This window comes from Streptomyces sp. NPDC002784 (genome assembly GCF_053592135.1).
Genome location: NZ_JBSFVD010000002.1, coordinates 506955 through 529412, shown reverse-complemented (window position 1 = coordinate 529412; position 22458 = coordinate 506955). Strand labels below are relative to the sequence as shown.

At 73.6% G+C, this 22458-nt stretch carries 18 protein-coding genes; 9 read left to right on the top strand and 9 right to left on the bottom strand.

The features are described from left to right. The first annotated feature begins 101 nt into the window (after positions 1-101). Together ACWD1Z_RS07015 and ACWD1Z_RS07010 are read left to right on the top strand one after the other, a co-directional pair. Positions 102-1559: an NCS2 family permease gene (locus tag ACWD1Z_RS07015; protein WP_451116222.1), complete on the top strand. Its 1458-nt coding sequence runs from the start codon at positions 102-104 to the stop codon at positions 1557-1559. A gap of 40 nt (positions 1560-1599) precedes the next feature. After that, complete coding sequence (locus tag ACWD1Z_RS07010) at positions 1600-2751, top strand: XdhC family protein (protein ID WP_451116220.1); 1152 nt, start codon at positions 1600-1602, stop codon at positions 2749-2751. Here ACWD1Z_RS07010 and ACWD1Z_RS07005 read toward each other — a convergent pair. The 4 genes from ACWD1Z_RS07005 to ACWD1Z_RS06990 form a co-directional block, all read right to left on the bottom strand. Beyond that, the gene (locus ACWD1Z_RS07005) at positions 2703-4016 is read right to left on the bottom strand and encodes a lanthionine synthetase LanC family protein (protein WP_451116218.1); all 1314 of its coding nucleotides are present in this window, start codon (positions 4014-4016) and stop codon (positions 2703-2705) included. The genes ACWD1Z_RS07010 and ACWD1Z_RS07005 overlap by 49 nt on opposite strands. A 24-nt stretch (positions 4017-4040) precedes the next feature. Then, positions 4041-4481 carry an SRPBCC family protein gene (locus ACWD1Z_RS07000; protein WP_451116217.1) on the bottom strand — a complete coding sequence of 147 codons (441 nt, stop codon included), beginning with the start codon at positions 4479-4481 and terminating at the stop codon, positions 4041-4043. Positions 4482-4496: 15 nt separating this feature from the next. After that, positions 4497-5267, bottom strand: coding sequence for a polysaccharide deacetylase family protein (locus ACWD1Z_RS06995; protein WP_451116215.1), 771 nt, complete (start codon positions 5265-5267; stop codon positions 4497-4499). Between the two features lie 75 nt (positions 5268-5342). Beyond that, entirely contained in the window at positions 5343-7787 is a 2445-nt protein-coding gene (locus tag ACWD1Z_RS06990; protein WP_451116213.1) for an ATP-binding protein, read from the bottom strand. A gap of 183 nt (positions 7788-7970) precedes the next feature. Here ACWD1Z_RS06990 and ACWD1Z_RS06985 point away from each other — a divergent pair, with 183 nt between their 5' ends. Genes ACWD1Z_RS06985 through ACWD1Z_RS06975 form a run of 3 tightly spaced genes read left to right on the top strand, consistent with a single transcriptional unit; the run spans position 7971 to position 9921 of the window. Beyond that, a complete protein-coding gene (locus tag ACWD1Z_RS06985; protein WP_451116211.1) occupies positions 7971-8420 on the top strand; it encodes a carboxymuconolactone decarboxylase family protein in 450 nt (149 codons plus the stop codon). A 25-nt stretch (positions 8421-8445) separates the two neighbouring features. After that, positions 8446-8937: an iron chaperone gene (locus tag ACWD1Z_RS06980; protein ID WP_451116209.1), complete on the top strand. Its 492-nt coding sequence runs from the start codon at positions 8446-8448 to the stop codon at positions 8935-8937. Positions 8938-8979: 42 nt separating this feature from the next. Beyond that, positions 8980-9921: an aminoglycoside phosphotransferase family protein gene (locus ACWD1Z_RS06975; protein WP_451116208.1), complete on the top strand. Its 942-nt coding sequence runs from the start codon at positions 8980-8982 to the stop codon at positions 9919-9921. A gap of 36 nt (positions 9922-9957) precedes the next feature. On the opposite strand, the gene ACWD1Z_RS06970 is transcribed toward ACWD1Z_RS06975, so the two are convergent. Next, on the bottom strand, positions 9958-10260 hold the full coding sequence (locus ACWD1Z_RS06970; RefSeq protein WP_451116206.1) for a hypothetical protein: 303 nt from the start codon (positions 10258-10260) through the stop codon (positions 9958-9960). A gap of 343 nt (positions 10261-10603) precedes the next feature. Between ACWD1Z_RS06970 and ACWD1Z_RS06965 the strand changes: the two genes are divergently transcribed. Then, the gene (locus tag ACWD1Z_RS06965) at positions 10604-11065 is read left to right on the top strand and encodes a hypothetical protein (RefSeq protein ID WP_451116204.1); all 462 of its coding nucleotides are present in this window, start codon (positions 10604-10606) and stop codon (positions 11063-11065) included. 79 nt (positions 11066-11144) lie between these two features. Here the strand turns inward: ACWD1Z_RS06965 and ACWD1Z_RS06960 are convergent, their stop codons facing one another. Beyond that, positions 11145-12272 carry a magnesium and cobalt transport protein CorA gene (locus ACWD1Z_RS06960; protein ID WP_451116203.1) on the bottom strand — a complete coding sequence of 376 codons (1128 nt, stop codon included), beginning with the start codon at positions 12270-12272 and terminating at the stop codon, positions 11145-11147. A 115-nt stretch (positions 12273-12387) separates the two neighbouring features. Between ACWD1Z_RS06960 and ACWD1Z_RS06955 the strand changes: the two genes are divergently transcribed. Next, entirely contained in the window at positions 12388-13494 is a 1107-nt protein-coding gene (locus ACWD1Z_RS06955) for a winged helix DNA-binding domain-containing protein (RefSeq protein ID WP_451116201.1), read from the top strand. Positions 13495-13587: 93 nt separating this feature from the next. Here ACWD1Z_RS06955 and ACWD1Z_RS06950 read toward each other — a convergent pair whose 3' ends face one another. From ACWD1Z_RS06950 to ACWD1Z_RS06940, 3 genes are all read right to left on the bottom strand, one after another. Then, complete coding sequence (locus ACWD1Z_RS06950) at positions 13588-14382, bottom strand: S1 family peptidase (RefSeq protein WP_451116200.1); 795 nt, start codon at positions 14380-14382, stop codon at positions 13588-13590. 217 nt (positions 14383-14599) lie between these two features. After that, on the bottom strand, positions 14600-18070 hold the full coding sequence (locus ACWD1Z_RS06945; protein WP_451116198.1) for a helix-turn-helix transcriptional regulator: 3471 nt from the start codon (positions 18068-18070) through the stop codon (positions 14600-14602). Positions 18071-18239: 169 nt separating this feature from the next. Next, on the bottom strand, positions 18240-19064 hold the full coding sequence (locus tag ACWD1Z_RS06940; RefSeq protein WP_451116196.1) for a response regulator transcription factor: 825 nt from the start codon (positions 19062-19064) through the stop codon (positions 18240-18242). Positions 19065-19178: 114 nt separating this feature from the next. On the opposite strand from ACWD1Z_RS06940, the gene ACWD1Z_RS06935 reads away from it, so the two are divergent. Then, complete coding sequence (locus ACWD1Z_RS06935) at positions 19179-20846, top strand: AMP-binding protein (protein WP_451116194.1); 1668 nt, start codon at positions 19179-19181, stop codon at positions 20844-20846. Further along, positions 20843-22432, top strand: a complete 1590-nt coding sequence (locus ACWD1Z_RS06930; protein WP_451116192.1) for an AMP-binding protein — start codon at positions 20843-20845, stop codon at positions 22430-22432. Before ACWD1Z_RS06935 ends, ACWD1Z_RS06930 begins: the two co-directional genes overlap by 4 nt. Positions 22433-22458: the final 26 nt, after the last annotated feature.

Here is a 22458-nt window from a genome sequence, read left to right as displayed (position 1 = left end):
CCGTCCCCCGGGTCGTGCGGCCGAAGCACCTTCCCAAATCCCGCAGCCGCAGAGGCGGTTGTCGATGCGGGTGCCCCTTTGAACCTTGGGAGTAGGCCCACATGACCCAGCAGTCACTGGAGCCGAAGACCGTTGCCGACGACGCGGGTGAAGGCACCCTCGTCCCGGCCGGACGGTCTTGGCTCGACCGGTACTTTCACATATCCAGGAGAGGCTCCTCGGTCGCGCGCGAAGTGCGCGGCGGCGTCACGACCTTCATGGCGATGGCGTACATCCTGCTGCTCAACCCCCTGATCCTGTCCGGCAAGGACGCGGCGGGGAACACCCTCGGGCAGCAGGCCCTGATCACCGCCACCGCGTTCGCGGCGGCCCTCACCACGCTGCTGATGGGCTTCTTCGGCAAGGTGCCGCTCGCCCTCGCCGCCGGCCTCTCCGTCTCCGGTGTCCTCGCCTCGCAGGTCGCCCCGCAGATGACCTGGCCGCAGGCCATGGGCATGTGCGTGATGTACGGCGTGGTCATCATGCTGCTGGTCGTCACCGGCCTCCGCGAGATGATCATGAACGCGATCCCGCTGGCGCTCAAGCACGCGATCACCATGGGCATCGGCCTGTTCATCGCCCTGATCGGCTTCTACAAGGCCGGCTTCGTGCACCAGGGCGAGGCCACCCCGGTCGCCCTCGGCCCGACCGGCGAACTGGCCGGCTGGCCCGTGCTGCTGTTCGCCGTGACCCTGCTCGGCATCTTCATGCTCCAGGCCCGGGGCGTCCCCGGCGCGATCCTGATCGGCATCGCCGCCGGCACGGTCCTGGCCGTCGCCCTCAACGCGTTCGGCGTCATCGACCCCAGGCAGTGGGCGAGCGGCGCTCCCGAACTCCAGGGCAGCGCGGTCTCCATGCCGGACTTCTCCATCTTCGGTGACGTCGAGTTCGGCGGCTGGGACGAGGTCGGCGCGATGACGGTCGGCATGATCGTGTTCACGCTGGTGCTCGCCGGGTTCTTCGACGCGATGGCCACCATCATCGGCGTCGGCACCGAGGCCAAGCTCGCCGACGACAAGGGCCGGATGCCGGGCCTGTCCAAGGCGCTGTTCATCGACGGCGCGGGCGGCGCGATCGGCGGCGTCTCCGGTGCCTCCGGCCAGACCGTCTTCGTGGAGTCGGCGACCGGCGTCGGCGAGGGCGCCCGCACGGGCCTGTCCTCGGTCGTCACCGGCCTGTTCTTCGCCGCCTGTCTGTTCTTCACCCCGCTCACGGCGATCGTGCCCGGGGAGGTCGCGGCCGCCGCCCTGGTCGTCATCGGCGCCATGATGATGATGAACGCCCGGCACGTGGACTGGAGCGACCGCGCCACCGCGATCCCGGTCTTCCTGACCGTCGTGATCATGCCGTTCACCTACTCCATCACCGCGGGTGTCGCCGCCGGCGTCATCTCGTACGTCGCGATCAAGACCGCGCAGGGCAAGGTCCGGGAGATCGGGGTGTTCATGTGGGCCCTGACGGTGATCTTCCTGGTGTTCTTCGCCCTCAACCCGATCGAGAGCTGGCTCGGCGTCCACTAGCCGGTAGCCCTCCACACCACCCCCTCAAGGAGACCGAGAGATGCTGGACATCGCCGAAGAGCTGCACCGGTGGGTCGAGCAGGGCCGTGACTTCGCCGTGGCGACCGTGGTCGCGGTCGGCGGCAGCGCGCCCCGCCAGCCCGGCGCCGCGCTCGCGGTGGACACCGACGGCACGGCGATCGGCTCGGTCTCCGGCGGCTGTGTGGAGGGCGCCGTCTACGAACTGTGCCGGCAGGCGCTCCAGGACGGGGACACCGTCCTCGAGCGCTTCGGCTACAGCGACGAGGACGCCTTCGCCGTGGGCCTGACCTGCGGCGGCGTCATCGACATCCTGGTCACCCCGGTACGGGCCGCCGATCCGGCCCGCCCGGTGATCGGCGCGGCGCTGGCCGCCGCCGCCCGCGGTGAGGCGGCGGCCGTGGCCCGGATCGTCTCCGGCCCCGCGGAACTGAGGGGCCGGGCCCTGCTGGTCCGGCCCGGCGGCTCCCCCGAGGGCGGCTTCGGCGCCCATCCCGAACTGGACCGCACCGTCGCCGCCGAGGCGGGCGCCTACCTGGACGCCGGCCGCACCGGCACCCTGGAGATCGGAGAGCAGGGCTCTCGCTGCGGAGCACCGCTCACGGTGCTGGTGGAGTCCTCGGTCCCGCCGCCCCGGATGATCGTCTTCGGGGCGATCGACTTCGCCTCGGCGCTGGTGCGGATCGGCAAGTTCCTGGGCTACCACGTGACGGTGTGCGACGCCCGGCCCGTCTTCGCGACCCCGGCCCGCTTCCCCGAGGCCGACGAGATCGTCGTCGAGTGGCCGCACCAGTACCTGGAACGCACCCGGGTCGACGCGCGCACGGTCCTGTGCGTGCTCACCCACGACGCCAAGTTCGACGTCCCCCTGCTCCGGCTCGCCCTGCGCCTGCCGGTCGCCTACGTCGGCGCGATGGGCTCGCGCCGCACCCACCTGGAACGCAACGAACGGCTGCGCCAGGTCGGCGTCACCGACATGGAGCTGGCCCGCCTGCGGTCCCCGATCGGCCTCGACCTCGGCGCCCGTACGCCCGAGGAGACCGCCCTGTCGATCGCCGCCGAGATCGTCGCGAACCGGCGGGGCGGCAGCGGCGCCTCACTGACCGGCGCCCACACGCCCATCCATCACGACACGGCCTCGGCCCCGGCCCGGCGCATCGGCTCGGTGGCCTGAGCCGGGTCCCAGCGGACGGCCGGCTGGTCCGGCCAGGCGAACGCGTAGTCCGGGGCACCGCCCCGGCTCAGCCGTACCCAGCGCAGCAGTTCCCGCGCGATGCCCGCGGTGCCCATCGCCCAGCCGGTCTCCGGCTCCAGCTCGCTCGGCGCCGCCTGGTGCTCCACGTTCGACCAGTGGGCCCCGTCCGCGCCCCGGGTCGCGCGCGCGACGAGATCCGCGACCAGGAGGCCGGCGAAGTCCGGGCAGTCGCCCCGCTCGGCGATCCGGTCGCAGGCCAGCGCCAGGACCCCCGCGGTGCCGCAGCAGCGGCCGTTGTTGTCCCAGAAGCCGGGGCTGACCCGCGCGGGCAGCCCCGAGCGGGTGACGGTGTGCCAGCAGCGGTCGGCCAGCACCGACCAGGCGGAGTCGTCGAAGGCGTCCCGCAGCAGCCGGAACGCCTGGGCGTCCCCCGCCGGACCGTGGCACCAGCCGTAGCTGTACCGGGCCGCCCGCTCACCGCCGTGCCGCGGGTCGGAGTGCGGGACCAGGAAGCCCTCGGGCCCCGCCTCGTCCCGGGAGACGACGTCCGCGGCACCCGCCAGCGCCAGTTCGGTGAGGTCCGTGCGGCCGGCGGCCGCCCCGATCGCGGCCGGCGCGAGGGCGATGCCGAGCGTGCCGTGCGCGATGTGGTGCATCCGCCCCGGCACCCCGGGCCGGAACGCCCACCGCACCCCGGCCGCGGTCCGCTCCGTCGTGTCGAGATACGGCTCCACGGCCCGTACGGCGAACTCCGTGTCCCCGAGCGCCAGCGCGCCGAGGCCGATCCCGGCGTTGCCGCCCATCAGCTCGAACAGCTCGCCCCAGCGCACCCCGTCGAAGCGGGCCCGCACCAGCGCCATGGCCCGGTCCGCGGCGGCAGCGGCGGCACGCTCGCCCAGGTCGTCGGCCACCGCCCGCAGCGCGAGCGCCATGCCGGTGAGCCCGAAGTACAGGGAGCAGTCCTCCGTCTCCTCGACGGCCGCGGCGAGGCCCCGGGCGGCGCGCACGGCGGCATCGGCACAGGCGTCGTCGCCGAAGTGCCGCCAGGCTTCCAGCAGGACGGGGACGATGCCGGCGGTGCCGTTGTAGAACATCGGGTCCGGCGCCTCGTCGGACGGCCGCACGGGCCAGCCGAGGCCGCCGTCGCCCACCTCCCGGGCCTGTGCGAGCAGCCCGCGCAGCGCGTCCGCCACGAGCTCCTCGACCTCGTCAACTGCCGGTCCGGAGGCTCCATTTGAGATCATGACGCCCAGTCTGTCAGGCAGCTCTCAGGCGCCGCGCAGCAGGCGGTTCGCCGCCCGCCCGAAGATCCACCGCGCCGCCGCCCGCAGCGGGGGGTCGAAGAGCCCGGGCAGCGGCCGGACCCGCAGCTCCTCGCGCCACACCACCCGTGCCCGCCCGCCGGGCCCCGGGCGCACCTCGATCTCCGCCCAGCCCAGCACCACCCGGCCCCGCTTCTCCAGCCGGCACAGTCCGGGCGAGTCCTCGGCCGGCGGCCGCCACACGGTGACCTCCATCCGGTCGTCCACGGCGAGCGGGCCGAGGCCCGAGCGCGCCACGAACACCGTGCCCTCCCGGTTGGGCCCGGGGGTGACCACGGTGACGCGGGTCAGCGGGACCACCTCCCCGTGGCGGGGCCACTCGGTGAGGCGGCGCCAGGCCTCGTCGGGGGAGAGCGGCGCCGTGCGTTCCAGCTGAAAGTTGACCACCGCCCGATCCTAGATTCAGCGGTAGACCTTGCCGGGTTCGGCCTTCCCGGGCGCCAGCAGCTGGGGCACGGTCACGAACACGTACCCCTGCTTCTTGAGGTCCTTGATGATCCCGGGCACCGCGGGCACCGTGCCCGCGTAGATGTCGTGCAGCAGGATGATCCCGTCCCGGGACGACTGGTCGAGGACCCGCTCGTGGATCAGGGCCGAGTCATTGGTCTTGTAGTCCTTCGCGGTCACGCTCCACAGCACTTCCGCGAGCCCCAGCTCCCGGCAGATGTCGTGCACGGTGTCGTTCGTGCGGCCCTGCGGCGGGCGCATCAGGGTCGGGCGGTGCCCGGTCAGGCGCTCTATCTCCTCGTTCGGGCGCTCCAGCTCCTCGCGTATCTCGTCCGGTTCCAGGTCGGTGAGGATCTTGTGGTCCCAGGTGTGGCTGGCCACCTCGTGCCCCTCGGCCGCCATCCGCTTCACGAGCTGCGGGTACTTCTCGATGTGCCGCTCGCCGAGCAGGAAGAAGGTCGCCGGGACCCGCTCCTGCTTCAGGATGTCCAGCAGGCGCGGCGAGTTCTCGCTGGGTCCGGCGTCGAAGGTCAGCGCGATGCACTTGACCTCCTCGCAGTCGACGGTCCCGGCCCGGGCCCGGACGGCGGTGGCATCGGCCCGGACGTCGGCCGGTGAGGTGGTCTCGAGACGTGTGCAGCCGGTCAGCGTGACGACGGCGGACAACATCGTGGCGGCGAGGAACGCGGCCCCCGTTTTCTTCATCTTCTTGGTCGGAGAAGGCATGCCGCGACTATACGTCGCGTGTATACACGTGTTGTATAGTGGGTCGGTGCTGCCCCCGCACGGGGCAAGGGTGCCTCAGTGGGCCCCGGCGGCCGGCGCCCGCAGCAGCGTCCGGCTCGCTTCCCGGTGCTCGGCAGCCCCCGCCGGGTCGGTCGCGTCGAGCACGGCCGCGATGCCTTCGTGGGCCAGGACTTCCTGGTGACGGTTGCCCAGCCTCGCGCCCAGGTCCAGGGCCTGCCGGTGCAGGCGCAGGGCCTCTTCGTCCAGCCCCGCCAGACGGCAGGTCTCGGCGTAGCCGTTGAGGAAGTGGATCTTCCAGTGCTCCTCGAACAACTCGTCGAGCAGGGCGAACGCCGCCCGGTGGCCGGCCAGCGCCTCGTCGTACCGGCCCATCTGGCGCAGGGCCACGCCCAGGCAGTTCAGGCACCAGGCCTGGTTGTGCAGATGCCCGTCCTCACGCGCCGACTCCAGCGCCCGGCGCAGCTCCCGCGCCGCCTCGTCCGGGGCCTCCCGGGCCAGCGCCACCCCGAGCGTGATCCGGGCCGTCAGCGCGGGCGGCCACGCCGGGTCGGTGTGCGGGACGTCCAGCACCTCGCGGGCCAGCCGCGCCGCCTCCTCGCGATGGCCCAGCTGCAGCAGCGCCCAGGCCTCCGCGGCGGCGGCGTGCGCCGCACCCTCGGGGCAGCCGGCGTTCGCGTACGACGTCGCCGCCCGCCGGAACAGCTCCAGCGGCTCCTCGACCTGCCCGGCGTCCCAGCCGAGATAGCCGCGGCGCAGCGTCAGTTCCGCCGCCACCCGGGCGTCCCCCGCCCCGGGCACCAGCAGCCCGGCCGCCTCGTACGCCTCGGCGGCCTCCGCCGTCCGGCCCGCGTTGTAGCGCGCGAAGCCCAGATCGCTGTACGCCTCCGCCAGCCGCAGCGGTTCCCCCAGCCGCTCGGCGGCGGCCAGCGACCGCTCGAACAGGACGTTGAGGTGGGTCGTGCCGCAGCGCCGCGCGAAGTACGCCCGCAGGAAGCGCGGCAGCTCGCACACATGGACGTCGGACCCGACGGCCGCCGCCGTCTCGAACGCGGCGATCAGGTTGCCGTACTCCGCGACGAGCCAGCCCATGGCCGCGTTCTTGTCCGCGAACCGGGGCAGTTCCGCCGGGGCCGGTCCCGCCGCGACCGGACGGGCGGGCGACACGAACGGCATCGCGGCGTCGGCGGCGGCCGCCGCGTGGACGTAGTAGTCCAGCACCCGCACCAGGGCGCGCTCCCGCTCGGCCGCCGGGTCCGCTTGCGCCGACGCCCGGCGGGCGTGCTGGTGCACCAGATCGTGCAGACGGTAGCCGCCCGGCGTCGGCTGCTGGACCAGGTGCGCGTCGACCAGGTCCTCCAGCATCGCCCGCGCCGCGCGCACCGGGACCTCCGCCAGCGCCGCCACCAGGTACTCGTCGAAGGACGCCCCCGGCAGCAGCCCCAGCATCCGGAACAGCCGGGCGTGCCGCCGCTCCAACTGCCGTACCGACATGGCGAACGCGGCGTCGAACTCGTCCGTGCCCTCGGCCAGCCGCTCGGCCAGGATGCCCACGGTCCAGCCCGGCCGGTGCCGCAGCCGTGCCCCGGCCAGCCGCAGGGCCAGCGGCAGCCGCCCGCACAGCCGCAGCACCTCGGCGGTGGACTCCGGATCACGGGCCAGCCTGCCCTCGGGGCCGCCCGGGTCGCCGCCGGCCCGGGCCAGCAGCTCCAGGCTCTCCTCGGGGCTGAGTACGTCGAGCGAGACCGGGGGCACCTCGTCCAGGCCGAGCAGCCGGTTGCGGCTGGTGACCAGGGCGACGGACGCCCCGGCGCCGGGCAGCAGCGGACGGACCTGCTCGGCGCCGGCGGCGTTGTCGAGGACCACGACGGCGCGCCGCCCGGCCAGCTCCGCCCGCCAGCAGGCGGCCAGTTGCTCCAGACCCCCCTGCGGAACCCGCTCGGAGGGCACGTCCAGCGCCCCGAGCAGCATCCGCAGCGCCGAGTCGGGGTCGAGCGGGGGCCGGCCCTCGGTGAACCCGTGCAGGTCGACGTAGAGCTGGGCGTCCGGGAAGCTCGCCGCCAGCCGGTGCGCCGCGTGCACCGCGAGGGAGGTCTTGCCGACGCCCGCCATGCCGTCGACGCAGACCGCCCGGTGGCTGTCCATCGCCGCGAGCACGGCGGCCAGCGCCTCCTCGCGGCCGGTGAAGTCGGCCACGTCGCGCGGCAGCGTGTTGCGGGGCGCGGGCCTCACCTGGCGGCTGCTCTTCGGCGGCGCCGGCAGCGGGTGCGAGGCCCGCTCCCACAGCGGGCGCAGCGGCCGCGGGTCGCGTTCGACGAGGCGGCACAGGGCGACGATTGCGGGCCAGGGCGGCGGCGTACGGCCGTTGAGGTACCGCGACAGTGACGAGGAGCTCAGTCCGGCGTCGCGCGCGAGCGCCCGCACGCCGAGCCCGGAGAGCTCCTGGAGCATGCGCAGCCGGGCCGCCAGCTCCTCCTGCGGATCCGCCGTGGACGCGTCCATCCCTGTTCCCCCGTCTGTCCGTCCCACCGTGCGAGAAGTCTTCTCACCCGGTTCGCCGCAGGTCAAGGCCCGTTCCGCTGTCCCACGCCGTCCCACCGCCATGGCCCGGCGGCGCGGGCCGGGCTGTCATGGAGTCACGCCCCGACGGAACGGGGCACCGAACCGGAAGCGAAGGAGAGCCCCGTGCGGTCCCGCATGCGGAACCCCGCCGTCGTCCTGTCCGGCGCGGCAGCCCCCCTCCAGGAGCTCCTGACGACCGTGCGCTCGGCCGGCCTGGACCCCCGGACGCTGGAGCTGGTGCGCCTGCGGATCAGCCAGATCAACGGGTGCGCGGCCGACGTCGACGACGGGACCCGGACGGCCCGCGAGGCCGGAGTGAGCGACGAACGGCTGCTCACCCTCACCGCCTGGCGGGACACGCCGCACTTCACCCCGGCGCAGCGGGCGGCCCTGGAACTGGCCGAGTCCGCCACCCGGCTGGCCGACCGCCCCGACGCGGTCAGCGACGAGGTGTGGGACCGGGCCGCCACCCACTACGACGAGACCCAGCTCGCCGCGCTGGTCCTGCTGACCGGCGTCACCAACCTGCTCAACCGGCTCGGCGCCACCACCCGCCAGAGCTCCACCACCTGACGAACCCACCCGTAAGGAACCGGCCATGACCAAGGCACAGCAGTCCACCAAGAACACCAAGAACACCGAGAACACCGAGAACACCGCGTCCGAGCAGTGGACGGACGAGGAGCGCGCCGCGATGAAGGAGCGCGCCAAGGAGGTCAAGGCGTCCGCCCGCCGCGGATCGAAGGCCGACAAGGCGGCCCAGGACGAGGCCGCCGTGCTCGCGAAGATCGCCGAGATGCAGGAGCCGGACCGGGCCATGGCCGAGCGCGTCCACGCCGTCGTCACGGCGAGCGCCCCGGAGCTGGCACCGAAGCTCTGGTACGGCATGCCCGCCTACGCCAGGAACGGCAAGGTCGTCTGCTTCTTCCAGAGCGCGCAGAAGTTCAACGCCCGGTACGCGACCCTCGGTTTCAACGACACCGCGAACCTCGACGAGGACACCATGTGGCCGACCGCCTTCGCCCTCACCCGGCTCACGGCGGCGGACGAGACGCGGATCGGGGAGCTGGTGGCGAGGGCCGTCAAGTAGCCCCCGGGGGGCGCGGACCACGGTCGACTACCGTGGATCCGTATGACCCACACCGATATCGAGATCACCGCGGAGCTGATCCGGGATCTGCTGCACGACCAGCACCCCGATCTGGCCGGACTGCCTGTGGAGCTCGGAGCACGGGGCTGGGACAACCAACTGTGGCGGCTCGGCGACGACCTCGCCGTCCGGTTGCCCTGGGCGACACCGTCCGCGGACGCGCTGCTGCGCAAGGAGTACGCGTGGCTGCCCGTCCTCGCCCCGGACCTGCCGCTGCCGGTGCCCGTGCCGCAGCGGCTGGGCGAGCCCTCCGAGCGGTTCCCGCGGCCCTGGACCGTCACCACCTGGGTGCCGGGCGCGCCCGCCGACCTGGCTCCCGCCGTGCGCGCCGCGGAGGCGGCCGACGCCCTGGCCGCCTTCCTGACGGCCCTTCACCGGCCCGCCCCCGACGGGGCGCCCGCGGGCCGCGACCGCGGGGGCCCGCTCGCCGACCACGCGGAACCGTTCGCGCGGGGCCTCGCCTCGGCCACCGAACTGGGCCTGCTGCCCGACCCGGACGCCGTGCGCGCGGTCTGGGAGGACGCCGTCACCGCGCCCGCGTGGACGGGCCCGGCGCTGTGGCTCCACGGCGATCTGCACCCGGCCAACGTCCTCACCGCGAACGGCACGTTCTGCGGCGTGATCGACTTCGGCGACCTCTTCGCGGGCGATCCGGCCTGCGACCTGGCCGCCGCGTGGATCCTGCTGCCGGACGGCGCCGTCGACCGCTTCCACGCCGCCTACCGGCCCACCGCGGACCCCGCGACGCGACGCCGGGCGCGCGGCTGGGCGGTACTGAAGGCGTTCGCCTGCCTCTTCATCGCGGAGGCGGGCATCCACGGCCGGCCGGGCGGCAAGGCCACCTGGGGCCCGCCGGCCCGGGCCGCGCTGCGCCGCCTCACCTCGACGGCCCAGGGCTCCGGTTCCCCGGGCGGGACCGCCTGACCCGATGCCCGGGAACCGGCCTGCGGAGCTCCCGGGTCACCCGGTGGCGCCGGCGACCCAGCGCAGCACGGCGGTCGTCACCTCGTCGCCGAGGGTGCTGATGGTGTCGACAGCGTGCTGGTCGCCGGGGACCGGCGCGATGCCGCGGACGGTGAGCGCGGCGTACAGGTCCAGGCGCCGGTGGTCGGCGGCGCTGAGCGGAAAGTTCAGGCGCTGGGCCGGGTCGGGGGGCGGCAGCGGGTAGTCGCCGCCGGTGTCGAGATCGCAGGGGGAGGCGTACTGGTCGCACATGGGCCAGACCTCCTGGAACGGGACGAGTGTGTCGCCGTATGAGCTCACCGCTGGTCTCCCTCGCTCGGGGTGTCTGTCACCCGGTGAAGTCGCGGGGCGGGGCGCTCCGGTTGCGGCACCCGGCGACGATCCCCCGAATGCCGCAATCAGTAGGGTTGTGGGAGCGGAGGGGCGCGCGGCTGCATATATCTGCCCCCTGGGGCGCTCCGGCGCTCGCCTCATACGGCGAATTGGGCCGCTACCCCATGGCCACCGGTCGCCGATCCCGCTGCACTGGGCCCTCCACCGATCACGCTGACCGAAATGGCCGTGAGCCGTTCGACGCTCCGGACTTCGCCGCCCGCATTCCCTGCGCGTCGTCCCGGACATCGGCACCCCCAAGGAGGCTGTGATGGCACTCGCACACTGGACGAGGTCGATGGAGTGGCTGGCCGCGGCGGCGGAGGACCCGCGCGCCTGCAAGGAGGAGTGGCAGAACGGCCACTCCGGGATCGCGCTGCTGGCAGCCGGCCGGTTCTGGGACGTCCTGGTCGTCCCCGAGGAACTGGGTCTGCGCGTCGCGGGAATCCTCGACGAACTGCCGCTGATCCAGCCCGGACCGTGCCTGCTGGACGCCCGTACCCATCACGTGGGATTCCTCCTGCCGCCGGACCCCCAGGCGGTGTGGGTCGGCACCGGTCTGCGCTATCTGGGCAGAGGCGCGTGGATCGCCGCTCCCGCACCCCACTGCCGCTGGGGCGCTGTGCGCTGGCTGTGCCCGCCCGACGGCACCGGCACGCTGATCATGCCCGACGTCCTGGAGGTGGTCCTGCAGCGCTCCGCGAGCGAGATCTCGCTCCTCCAGGGCCGGTGAACACACGGGCCCCGGGCAGGGGCAGCGGCAAGCGGCGCGACAGCCGAGGACCTCCTTGAGCAGGCTGGCCGTCAGGCTTCTAGAGCCAGTCGCGCCGCTTGAAGATCACGTACAGACTGACGCAAACCACCCCCATCAGGCCGATCGCGAAGGGATACCCGAACAGCCAGTGCAGCTCCGGCATGTGGTCGAAGTTCATGCCGTAGATCGTCCCGACCAGCGTCGGCGCGAACAGGATCGCCGCCCAGGACGAGATCTTCTTGATCTCCTCGTTCTGTTCGAAACCGGCCTCCGCCAACGCCCGCATCTCCGCGTTCTGCTGCTGGGTGACCAGGGTCGCGTTCACCGTGAGGATCTCGGTCAGGGCCTGGCGGAAGCCGTCGACGCGCTCGCTGGTGTGCGTGACGTGGTCGGCGACGTCCCGCAGATACGTCTGCAGGTCCTCGTCCGTGCCGTACTTCGCGAAGCCCGCCATCAGACCGTGCAGCATGCCGACCAGGGGGCGGGTGGCGCGCTGGAACTCCACCATCTCGCGGGAGAGTTCGTAGATGCGGCGGGAGACCTCCGGGTCGCCGCGGAAGACCTCCGTCTCGATCTCGTCGATGTCGTTCTGCACGCCCGCGACGACCGGCGCGTACCCGTCGACCACCGCGTCGAGGATCGCGTACAGCACCGCCTCCGGGCCCTGCTTCAGCAGCTCCGGCGTCTCCTCCATCCGGCGCCTGACCGCCGACAGGTCGGGCGCCGCGCCATGGCGGACCGTGATCACGAAGTCGGGGCCGACGAACACGTGCAGCTCACCGAAGTCGACCTCCTCCACCGCGTCGAGATAGCGGGCCGCGCGCAGGACGACGAAGAGCGTCTCGCCGTAGCGCTCCAGCTTCGGCCGCTGATGGGCCTCCATCGCGTCCTCGACGGACAGCGGGTGCAGATCGAACTCGGCGGCCAGGGAGAGCAGTTCGGACTCGGTCGGGCGGGCCAGCCCGATCCAGGCCATCCCGCCGGACTGTTCGCGCAGCTCGCGGTAGGTGTCGGCGAGCGTGGCGGGAGAGGCCACGCGCACCCCGTCCCGGTACAGGACCGCCTGGACGATGCTCGCCGGTTCCGGTTCGGGGGCGGGCTCGGCTCGTTGCCGCGGGGGCCCCGGCGGGCCGGACTGCGGTGTCAGGGCGCGGCGCCAGACGGACTTCCGGTTGCGCTTCGACATCGTGGCTGCCCCTCGGCCGACGCCAGTGATCTCCGAGCAGGTTATACGCGGCACCTCGCAGGAGATCCACAGTTGCGGACCCGGGCTGTCCGCAAGCCCTACTACCGTGCGGGTCATGACGAAGACGACGACCGCCCCGGGCCCCGTTCTCGGCACCCGCGCCCTCAACCGCGCGACCCTGGAACGGCAGTTGCTGCTGCGCCGCGCCCCGATGTCCGCGCAGGCGGCGGTGGAGCATCTGGTCGGCCTCCAGGCCCAGGAGGTCAAGCCGCCGTACTACGCGCTCGCCGCCCGCCTCGACGGCTTCCGGCCCGAGGAGCCGGCCGGGCTGCTGGAGCGGCGGGAGGCGGTACGGATCGTCAGCATGCGCTCGACCATCCACCTGCACACCGCCGACGACAGCCTCGCGCTGCGCCCGCTGGTGCAGCCCGCCCGGGACCGGGAGATCAACATCTTCCGCAAGGGCCTCGTCGGCGTCGACCTGGACCGGCTCGCCGCCCTCGCCCGCGACCTCGTCGAAGAGACACCGCGCACCATGAAGCAGCTGCGCGAGGCGCTGGGCGCCGAGTGGCCGGACGCCGATCCGGGGGCCCTCGCCATCGCCGCCCGCTGCAAACTGCCGCTGGTCCAGATCACCCCGCGCGGTGTGTGGGGAAAGAGCGCCCAGGTCTGCCTGACCACCGTCGAGCACTGGCTGGGCCGCCCCGTCGAGCCGCCCGCCTCCCCGGACGCCACCGTCCTGCGCTATCTGGCCGCCTTCGGGCCCGCCTCGGTGAAGGACATGCAGACCTGGTGCGGTCTGACCCGGATGCGTCCCGTCTTCGAGCGGCTCCGCCCGGAGCTGGTCACCTTCCGCGACGACAACGGCGTCGAACTCTTCGACCTCCCCGACGCCCCGCGCCCCGACCCCGACACCCCGGCCCCGCCCCGCTTCCTGCCCGAGTTCGACAACCTGCTGCTCTCCCACGCCGACCGCACCCGGGTGATCCCGCCCGCGAACCGGGGCCGCACCTGGCAGGTGAACACCGTCTACTGCCCGTTCCTCGTCGACGGCTTCCTCGCGGGCGTCTGGCGGATCATCGACGACGCCCTCGTCATCGAACCCTTCGACGACCTCACCAAGGCCCAGCGCGCCGAGGTCCTGGCGGAGGGCGCGTACCTGCTGGACGTCATGCACCCGCAGTCGTCGTACGACATCCGCTTCGGGACCGTGCTCCCGTAGCCGGACATGGATCGGGGGCGTTGCGGACCGCTCGTGGAGGCCCGCAACGCCCCCTGGCACTGCACCTGAGGGGTACTCAGGAGTCGGTACGGGTCACGAGGCGACCTGCGCGGCCACCAGACCGGAGAAGGACGTCAGCCGGGTGTACACGCCCGGGTAGCCGGCCGCCGCGCAGCCCTCGCCCCAGGACGTGATCCCCGCCAGGACGCCCCCGACCAGCAGCGGACCGCCGCTGTCACCCTGGCAGGTGTCCACCCCGCCGGAGGTGTGACCGGCGCAGACCATGTCGGACGCGACGAAGTCCGTGCCGTAGGAACTCGCGCAGCCCGCGTCGGACACGATCGGCACGGTGGCCGTACGCAGCTGGTTGGAGGAGCTGCCGCTCGCGGAGGTGGTGCCCCAGCCGAGGATGCGGGCGGTGGTGCCGGCCGCGTACACGCCCGTCTGCGTGGCGGACACGTAGGGCGCCGGGGTGTACGGCATCGCCGTCGACAGCGTCAGCACCGCCACGTCGTCGCCGTTGGTGGCGTCGGTGTAGCTCGGGTGGATCCAGATGCCGCTGACCCTGGACACGGTGCCGTCGGTGCCGTTGCGGTAGGTGCGGCCGCCGACGACTCTGACGCTGCCGGTGGACTCGCCGACCAGGCAGTGGGCCGCGGTGACGACCTTGGTGGCGGAGACGAGCGTGCCACCGCAGAACTGGTTCTGCGCGGAGTCCGTGATCTGCATCATGAACGGGTACGCGGTCGTGGTGGTCGTCGAACCGCCCACGATGGGCTGGGGAGCCGCGGCGGCGGTGGGGGCGACGCCGATCAGCGCGGTGGCCGCCGCGGCGGCGGTCGCCGCGAGCGCGGTGGCGGTCTTCTTGGGGCGGATGAGCCCGAGCATGAGTCTCCTCATTGGGTGGCCGGTGGGGGGTCGCGCGGGTGGGGGGTGCGGCACGGGGGTCTCGGGACAGGCCCCCGTGTGTCCGGCGAGCGGCACGCCCTTACGCTGTAACCCGCAGGTCCCCTTCCCAATGAGGGAACCCCCTAGGGCAGTTGGGCAGGGAAAACCCTCGGTCGGCCCCGGCCGAACCCCCCGCTGCGGTGAATCCCGCGGGATCTCAGCCGCCGGGACGGCCCGCCGCCAGTCGGACGATGTCGACGCGCGACCGGATCCCGAGCTTGCGGTAGACCCGGGTCAGGGTCGCCTCGACGGTCTTGACGCTGATGAACAGCCGCGCCGCTATCTCCCGGTTGGTCGCGCCCTCCATGACCAGCGCCGCGACCTGACGCTCCATCGAGGCGAGGGAGTCCAGCGCGTCCAGGGAGGCGGCCGGCGCGGGTGCCGGTTCGGCCGCGGGCGCCGTCGCGGCCGCCTCCACCTGGCGCAGCCACGGCAGCGCGCGGCACCGCCGGAACAACCGGGCCGCCTCGTCGTAGGAGACCGGTCCGGGCCTGCCGGTGCCGAGCGCCGCCGCCGCGAAGGCCGCCCGGGCCTCCTCCAGGCCGTAGCCGAGCTTGGCGAGCCGGTCCTGCACCGAGGTCAGCCGTTCGGCGGCGGACTCCCGTTCGCCGCGGGCGGCGCGCACCAGGGCCTCCGCGCGGTCCAGCACCGCGAGCACGCTCTCCCGGCCCAGGCGCAGGGCGCGGGCCCGGGCCGTGTCGATGACGTCCTGCGCCTCCTCGGTCGCGCCGACGCGGACCAGCGCCTCGGCGAGATCGCCGTGCCAGCGCCCGCGTGCCGGGTCGGTGATGCCGAGGCCCTGCTCCAGCTCGCGCACCCGGCGCAGCGAGGCCACCGCCGCGGGGGCGTCCCCGGCCACCAGCTGGGCATGGCCGAGGGCGGCCAGGGCGCGGGAGACGTACATCTGGTCGCCGTCCTGCTCGGCGTGGTCGAGCGCCTCCCGGGCGAGCGCCAGCGCCCGGTCCACCTCGCCGCCCGCGGCCTCCGCGAGGGAGGTGAGCACGGCCGAGGCGACCTCGCCGATCCCGGTGTCCCGGGCCAGCCGCAGGCTCTCGTGGGCGAGGTCGAGGGCGCGGGCGCAGTGCCCGGTGCGCAGCTCGGTCTCGGCGAGACCGCGCAGGAAGTGCACCTCGCTCTCGACCGAGCCGCGCCGCCGCACCTCGCGCAGCAGGGCGGTGACGGTGGCGCGGGCCTCGGGCAGCTGGTCGCTCATCACCAGCCAGCGGAAGCGGGCGTACCCGGCGCCGTTGTGGTGGCAGGCCACCCGCGGGTCCTGCGGTTCCCGCAGGGCGCGCTTGATGGTCGCGGGCGCGTCCGGGTGACCCATCAGGGTCTCGATCTGCGCCTCGAAGGCGAGCGCCATCAGCTCGGTGTACCGGTCACCGCCCCGCGCGGCCAGCTCCGCGGAGTAGGCGGCCTCCTCCCGGGCCGGGTCGAAGTCGCCGTCCACCAGCAGCGCCCGCCAGGCCAGCTGATAGTGGATCAGGGCGAGCAGCCGCGGGTCGTCGCCCGCGTCGGCCAGCGCCTGCGGGAAGACGGCGTCGACCTCCGACATGGCGTGGCCCGCGGTCTCGATCACCACGATCCAGGCCCGCACCCGCTGCGCGGGCACCGTCGAGCCGGACAGCACCTCGCGCGCGATGTCCCGGGCGAGGTCCAGCTCCCCGGCGGTGATGGCGTCCTCGGCGGCCTGAAGCAGCAGATCCTGCGGACCGGGCGGTGTGCGCTCGGCGTGGGGTTCGGGGGTGGGTGCTGCGGTGACGTGGGCCGGGCGTCGCGGTTCTGCGGGAGCCGTGGGTCGGGTGTCGGTGTCGGCGGCGTGGGCTTCGCGGGTGGTGTGGCCCGGGCGGCGCGGCTCGTCTGGGGCCGGGGCATGGGTGCCGGTGTCGTGGTCCTGGTGTCGTCGTGCTTCCGGAGCGGTGGGCTCGGGGTCGTCGGGGGCTGGGGGATGGGCTTGGCCGGCGGGTGCTGGGGTGGGGTGGTTCGGGCGGTGCGGCTCTCCGGGGGCCGGGGCATGGGTGCCCGTGCCGTGGTTCCGGTGTCGTCGTGCTTCCGGGGCGGTGGGCTCGGGGTCGTCGGGGGCCGGGGGATGGGCTTCGCCGGCGTGGGCTTCGCGGGTGGCGTGGTCCGGGCGGTGCGGCTCTCCGGGGGCCGGGGCAAGGGTGCCCGTGCCGTGGTCCCGGTGTCGTCGTGCTCCTGGGGTCGTGGGCTCGGGGGCGTCGGCGGCCGGCGCTGTGGTGCCGTGGTTCGGGCGTCGCGGCTCTCCTGGGGCCGGGGCAAGGGCTTCGGCGGCGGGCGCTGTGGTGTCGTGGTCTTCCTGGACCGTGACCCCGGTGGCGGCGGTGTCGCCCGGGCGCCGTGTCCGTTTCGCCGGGCTCTCCGTGGGGGCGGGCGCGTGGCGGGCGGCCAGGCGGCCCAGGGCGGCGGCCACCGAGGGCGCCCCGCGGTCGCGGGCCAGGGCCGCCGCCTCCGCCAGCGAGACCGCCACCTCCGGATCGGTGCCGATGGTCGCCAGCGCCAGATGCCGGGCCCGTTCGATCGGGTCCGAGGCAGCCGTGGACAGCGCGGCATGCGCGGCCCGCCGCTCCTGCGCGGGCGCCTCCGCGTACAGCGCCGCCGAGATCAACGGATGCGCGAAGCGTACGGCCGGCCCCTCCGTCTCCGTCGCCAGCAGCCCCAGTTCGGCCGCCCGCGCGGTCTCCGCCTCGGCGTCGGCGCGCCCCGCCGCGCGCAGGGTGGCCAGGGTGGGGCGGGCGCCGGCGCTGGCCACGAGGAGGGTGTGGCGGGCGTCGGGGGAGAGCATCCCGAGCCGGTTGAGCACCAGGGCGCGCAGCGAGGTCGGCACCGGCAGCGGCTCGCCCGGCCGGGGCGGGGTGGGGTTCTCGGCGAGCGCCCGTCCGAGTTCCAGGGCGAAGAGCGGGTTGCCGCCGCTGGTGCGGTGGATGTCGCGGACCGTGGAGCGGGACAGCCCGGTGTAACCGCGGTGGTCGAGCAGGGCGGCCACCTGGGTGCGGGAGAGGGGCCCGAGCCGCAGGGCGAGCGTGTCCGGCGGGGACGCGCCCAGATGGCGGTCGTACTCCTCGTGCTCGGTCCGCGCCGCGCAGAGCATCCGCACGGGGGTGTCGCCGAGGCGCCGGGCGGCGAAGCCGAGGAGTTCGGCGCTGGCCGGATCGAGCCACTGCAGGTCGTCGGCGACGATCAGGACGGGGCCCTCGGCGGCGAGGGCGCGCAGGGCGGACAGGACGGCCAGCCGCAGGGCGAGGCCGTCGCGCTGCAGGGTGGACTCGCCGCGGCCGGTGAGCGCCGACTCCAGGGCGGTGCGCTGGGCGGCGGGCAGCCGGCCGCAGACGTCGTCCAGGACCAGGCCGAGGAGGTCGGCGAGGGCGAGGAAGGGGAGATGGGATTCGGACTCGGTCGCCGAGCAGCGCAACACCGTCCGGGCCGCCGTGCCGTATTCCGCGGCCAATGCCCGCAGGACGGTCGACTTTCCTATTCCGGCGGGCCCGTGGAGCAGGACGCTGCCGCCCCGGGCGAGCTGCCGACGCGCCGCCGTGAACGGCTCGTCCCGGCCGATGACCAGGTCGGGGCGGGATCTGGCAGGTTCCGTGAAGTCCCGTGGCACGGTCACCGCTCCCCTCCGTGTGTCGTGTCCTGGCCAATATTAGGCAAGAGGTCTTTGAATTTCGGAGCGCCTGCCGGGTGAGGGAAATAACAGCCCGGGGGCATAGGGAAATTCAGGGAGCGGGTGAATGAATGGGGGAGCGCACGTCAGAGCGGCCGGAAGCCCGGTGGAAGCCCTACGGAAGCAGCCCCGCCCGTCGCGCGGCGGCCACCGCCTCCCCCCGGGTGTGCGCCCCCAGCTTCCGCATGGCCGACCGCAGATATCCCTTCACCGTCTCGGCCCGCAGCCCCAACCGCTCGCCCACCACGGCATTCGTCGCCCCCGCCGCCACCCAGGCCAGCACATCCACCTCCCGGGGCGCCAGCCGTACCCCCTCCGCCGGCCCCTCGGGCGTCAGCAGCCCGCACACCTCCAGCAGCTCCGCGCGCAACCCCGGATCGGAGATCCGCGGTGCCAGCGCCCGCAGGGCCGCATGCGCCTCCCGCACCTGTTCCCGCACTGCCCCGCCGCCGTCCCGCTCCGGCCGCGCCGCCTCCAGCAGCTCCTGCGCCGACTCCCGCACGACGAGCGCCTGTTCCACCTCGCGCGCGGCGGCCACCGCCGCGCTCAGCGTGCGGTCGCCGAGCGGCTGCGGAGTGCGCAGGGCGCCGTAGAGGACGCCGCGCACCCGGCGGCGTACGACGACCGGGACCGCGAGGACCGAGCGCAGGCCCTCGGCGGCGACGGCGGTGTCGTACTCGTGGCTGATCTGCCGCGAGGAGGAGTAGTCGGTCACCGCGCAGGCGCGGGCCAGGGCGACCGCACGGCCGCCGAGGCCGTTGCCGGAGGCGACGGTGAGCCGGCTCAGCGCGTGCGTGGCGGTGCCGTTGAGTTCGCTGATGAGCATCCGCGGGCGGGCGGACTCCATCAGTCCGCCGAACGCGACCGGGAGACCGGTCGAGCGCCGCAGCCGGACCAGCGCACCCCGGATCTCCGCGGCCGCGGTGACATCTGCTGCCAACTGCCCGCCCTCCCTCTGCGGCGTACACCCCCGTTCGGGGGTGGTGAGACCTGCATCACGGATTACACGATGGCAGGGAGCCGCCGGGCAATGGTCCGGGACAGAGGAGGACACATGACGGCCATCGACGACTTCCGCCGGGCACGGGACTTTCTGCTGGCGCACCGCGAGGACTGGGCCACCGCCTACGAAGGGTTCGAGTGGCCCCGGCCGGAGCGGTTCAACTGGGCGCTGGACTGGTTCGACGTCATCGCGGACGGCAATGACCGCACCGCGCTGCACCTCGTCGAGGAGGACGGCACCGAGGTGCGGCTGTCGTTCGCCGAGCTGTCCGCCCGGTCCGACCGGGTCGCCAACTGGCTGCGCGAGCGGGGCGTCGGCGCCGAGGACCGGATCCTGGTCATGCTCGGCAACCAGACCGAGCTGTGGGAGACCGCGCTGGCCGCCATGAAGCTGCGGGCCGTCGTCATCCCGGCCACCCCGCTGCTCGGCCCCGCCGACCTGCGCGACCGGGTGGAGCGCGGGCGGGTCCGGCAGGTGATCGTGCGGTCCGCGGACACCGGCAAGTTCGCCGAGGTGCCCGGCACCTACACCCGCGTCGTCGTCGGCGGCGCCCGCGAGGGCTGGCACCGGTACGAGGACGCCTACGCGGCCCCCGCCGAGTTCGTCCCGGACGGCCCCACCCGTGCCGACGATCCGCTGCTGCTCTACTTCACCTCCGGCACCACCGCCCGCCCCAAGCTCGTCGAGCACACCCACGTCTCGTACCCGGTGGGCCACCTCGCCACCATGTACTGGATCGGCCTGCGCCCCGGCGACGTGCACCTGAACATCTCCTCGCCGGGCTGGGCCAAGCACGCCTGGTCCAACCTGTTCGCGCCGTGGAACGCCGAGGCGACCGTCTTCCTGCACCACTACACGCGCTTCGACGCCGCCCGCCTGATGGCGGAGATGGACCGGGCCGGCGTCACGACCTTCTGCGCCCCGCCGACGGTGTGGCGGATGCTCATCCAGGCCGACCTGACCGCCCTGCGCACCCCTCCGCGCGAGGCCGTGGCGGCGGGGGAGCCGCTGAACCCCGAGGTCATCGAGCAGGTCCGGCGGGCCTGGGGCGTCACCGTCCGGGACGGCTTCGGGCAGACCGAGACCGCCGTGCAGGTCTCCAACAGTCCGGGCCAGCCCCTGAAGACGGGCGCCATGGGCCGCCCCAGCCCCGGCTACCGGGTGGAGCTGCTGGACCCGGTGACCGGCGCGCCCGGCGCGGCCGAGGGCGAGATCGCGCTCGACCTGTCGGCCCGCCCGGTCGGCCTGATGACCGGCTACCACGGGGACGCCGACCGTACGGCGGAGGCGATGGCGGGCGGCTACTACCGCACCGGGGACATCGCGTCGAGGGACGACGACGGATACCTGACGTATGTCGGGCGCAGTGACGACGTCTTCAAGGCGAGCGACTACAAGATCAGCCCCTTCGAGCTGGAGAGCGCCCTGCTGGAGCACGAGGCGGTCGCCGAGGCCGCCGTGGTGCCCGCCCCGGACGAACTGCGCCTCGCCGTCCCCAAGGCCTATGTCGTCCTCGCCGACGGCTGGGAGCCGGGTGCCGACACCGCGAAGGTCCTCTTCGAGCACTCCCGCGAGGTCCTCGCCCCCTACAAGCGCATCCGCCGGCTGGAGTTCGCGCCCCTGCCCAAGACCGTCTCCGGCAAGATCCGCCGGATCGAACTGCGCGAGGCCACCGCGGCCGGTTCGCACGACGAGTACCGCGAGGAGGACTTCCGGTGACCGCACTGTCGTACACGCACGGAACCGGCGCGACCGCGCTGCTCGGCGAGACGATCGGGGACAACCTGGCGCGCACCGCCGCCACCTGGCCGCAGCGGGAGGCGCTGGTCGACGTCCCGTCGGGGCGGCGCTGGACGTACGCCCGGCTCCTGGCGGACGTCGACGAGCTGGCGTACGCGCTGCTGGCGAGCGGGGTCGGCAAGGGCGACCGGGTCGGGATCTGGGCGGTCAACTGCCCCGAGTGGGTGCTCGTGCAGTACGCCACCGCCCGCATCGGCGCGATCATGGTGAACATCAACCCGGCGTACCGGGTGCACGAGGTCGAGTACGTGCTCAAGCAGGCCGGGATCTGTCTGCTCTTCGCCTCCCTGGGCCACAAGAGCAGCGACTACCGGGCCATGGTGGACGAGGTGCGGGGCAACTGCCCCGGGCTGCGCGAGGCCGTGTACTTCGGCGACCCGAGCTGGCAGAAGCTGCTCGGCCGCGCCGTCCCGCGCGCGCTGCCGGACGACCTGAGCTGCGACGACGCGGTCAACATCCAGTACACCTCGGGCACCACCGGATTCCCCAAGGGGGCCACGCTCTCCCACCACAACATCCTCAACAACGGCTATTTCGTGGGGGAGTCGATCGCGTACACCGAGCAGGACCGGATCTGTCTGCCGGTGCCGTTCTACCACTGCTTCGGCATGGTCATGGGAAACCTGGCGGCCACCACGCACGGCGCCTGCATCGTCATCCCCGGCCCCTCCTTCGACCCGGCGGCCACCCTGGAGGCGGTCCGGCGGGAGCGGTGCACCTCGCTGTACGGCGTCCCGACCATGTTCATCGCGGAGCTGAACCTGCCCGACTTCGCGCGGTACGACCTCTCCTCGCTGCGCACCGGCATCATGGCGGGCTCGCCCTGCCCGGTGGAGGTGATGAAACGGGTGGTCGCCGAGATGCACATGGAGCAGGTGTCGATCTGCTACGGCATGACCGAGACCTCCCCGGTCTCGCTGCAGACCCGGATGGACGACGACCTGGAACACCGCACCGGAACCGTCGGCCGCGTCCTGCCGCACGTCGAGGTGAAGATCGTCGACCCCGCCACCGGAGTCACCCGGCCGCGCGGCACGGCGGGGGAGTTGTGCACCCGCGGCTACAGCGTGATGCTGGGCTACTGGAACGAACCCGACAAGACCGCGCAGTCCATCGACCCCGCCCGCTGGATGCACACCGGCGACCTGGCGGTGATGCGCGAGGACGGCTATGTCGAGATCGTCGGCCGCATCAAGGACATGATCATCCGGGGTGGCGAGAACATCTACCCGCGCGAGATCGAGGAGTTCCTGCACGGCCACCCGAAGATCGCCGACGTCCAGGTGATCGGCGTGCCGCACGAGCGGTACGGCGAACAGGTGCTGGCCTGCGTCATCCCCCGCGACCCCGCCGACCCGCCGACGCTGGAGGACGTACGGGCGTACTGCGAGGGGCAGTTGGCCCACTACAAGATCCCGGCCGGGGTGCGGGTGCTCGACTCCTTCCCGATGACGGTGTCCGGAAAGGTACGCAAGATCGAGCTGCGGGAGCGGTACACCGGCTGATCCTCCAGGGCGTTCGATCACAGCGG

Bases quoted from the DNA above. Each gene is read 5' to 3' on its own strand.
- ACWD1Z_RS07015 (WP_451116222.1), top strand. From the start codon at position 102: ATGACCCAGCAGTCACTGGAGCCGAAGACCGTTGCCGACGACGCGGGT.
- ACWD1Z_RS07010 (WP_451116220.1), top strand. From the start codon at position 1,600: ATGCTGGACATCGCCGAAGAGCTGCACCGGTGGGTCGAGCAGGGCCGT.
- ACWD1Z_RS07005 (WP_451116218.1), bottom strand. From the start codon at position 4,016: ATGATCTCAAATGGAGCCTCCGGACCGGCAGTTGACGAGGTCGAGGAG.
- ACWD1Z_RS06995 (WP_451116215.1), bottom strand. From the start codon at position 5,267: ATGCCTTCTCCGACCAAGAAGATGAAGAAAACGGGGGCCGCGTTCCTC.
- ACWD1Z_RS06990 (WP_451116213.1), bottom strand. From the start codon at position 7,787: ATGGACGCGTCCACGGCGGATCCGCAGGAGGAGCTGGCGGCCCGGCTG.
- ACWD1Z_RS06980 (WP_451116209.1), top strand. From the start codon at position 8,446: ATGACCAAGGCACAGCAGTCCACCAAGAACACCAAGAACACCGAGAAC.
- ACWD1Z_RS06975 (WP_451116208.1), top strand. From the start codon at position 8,980: ATGACCCACACCGATATCGAGATCACCGCGGAGCTGATCCGGGATCTG.
- ACWD1Z_RS06965 (WP_451116204.1), top strand. From the start codon at position 10,604: ATGGCACTCGCACACTGGACGAGGTCGATGGAGTGGCTGGCCGCGGCG.
- ACWD1Z_RS06960 (WP_451116203.1), bottom strand. From the start codon at position 12,272: ATGTCGAAGCGCAACCGGAAGTCCGTCTGGCGCCGCGCCCTGACACCG.
- ACWD1Z_RS06955 (WP_451116201.1), top strand. From the start codon at position 12,388: ATGACGAAGACGACGACCGCCCCGGGCCCCGTTCTCGGCACCCGCGCC.
- ACWD1Z_RS06950 (WP_451116200.1), bottom strand. From the start codon at position 14,382: ATGCTCGGGCTCATCCGCCCCAAGAAGACCGCCACCGCGCTCGCGGCG.
- ACWD1Z_RS06935 (WP_451116194.1), top strand. From the start codon at position 19,179: ATGACGGCCATCGACGACTTCCGCCGGGCACGGGACTTTCTGCTGGCG.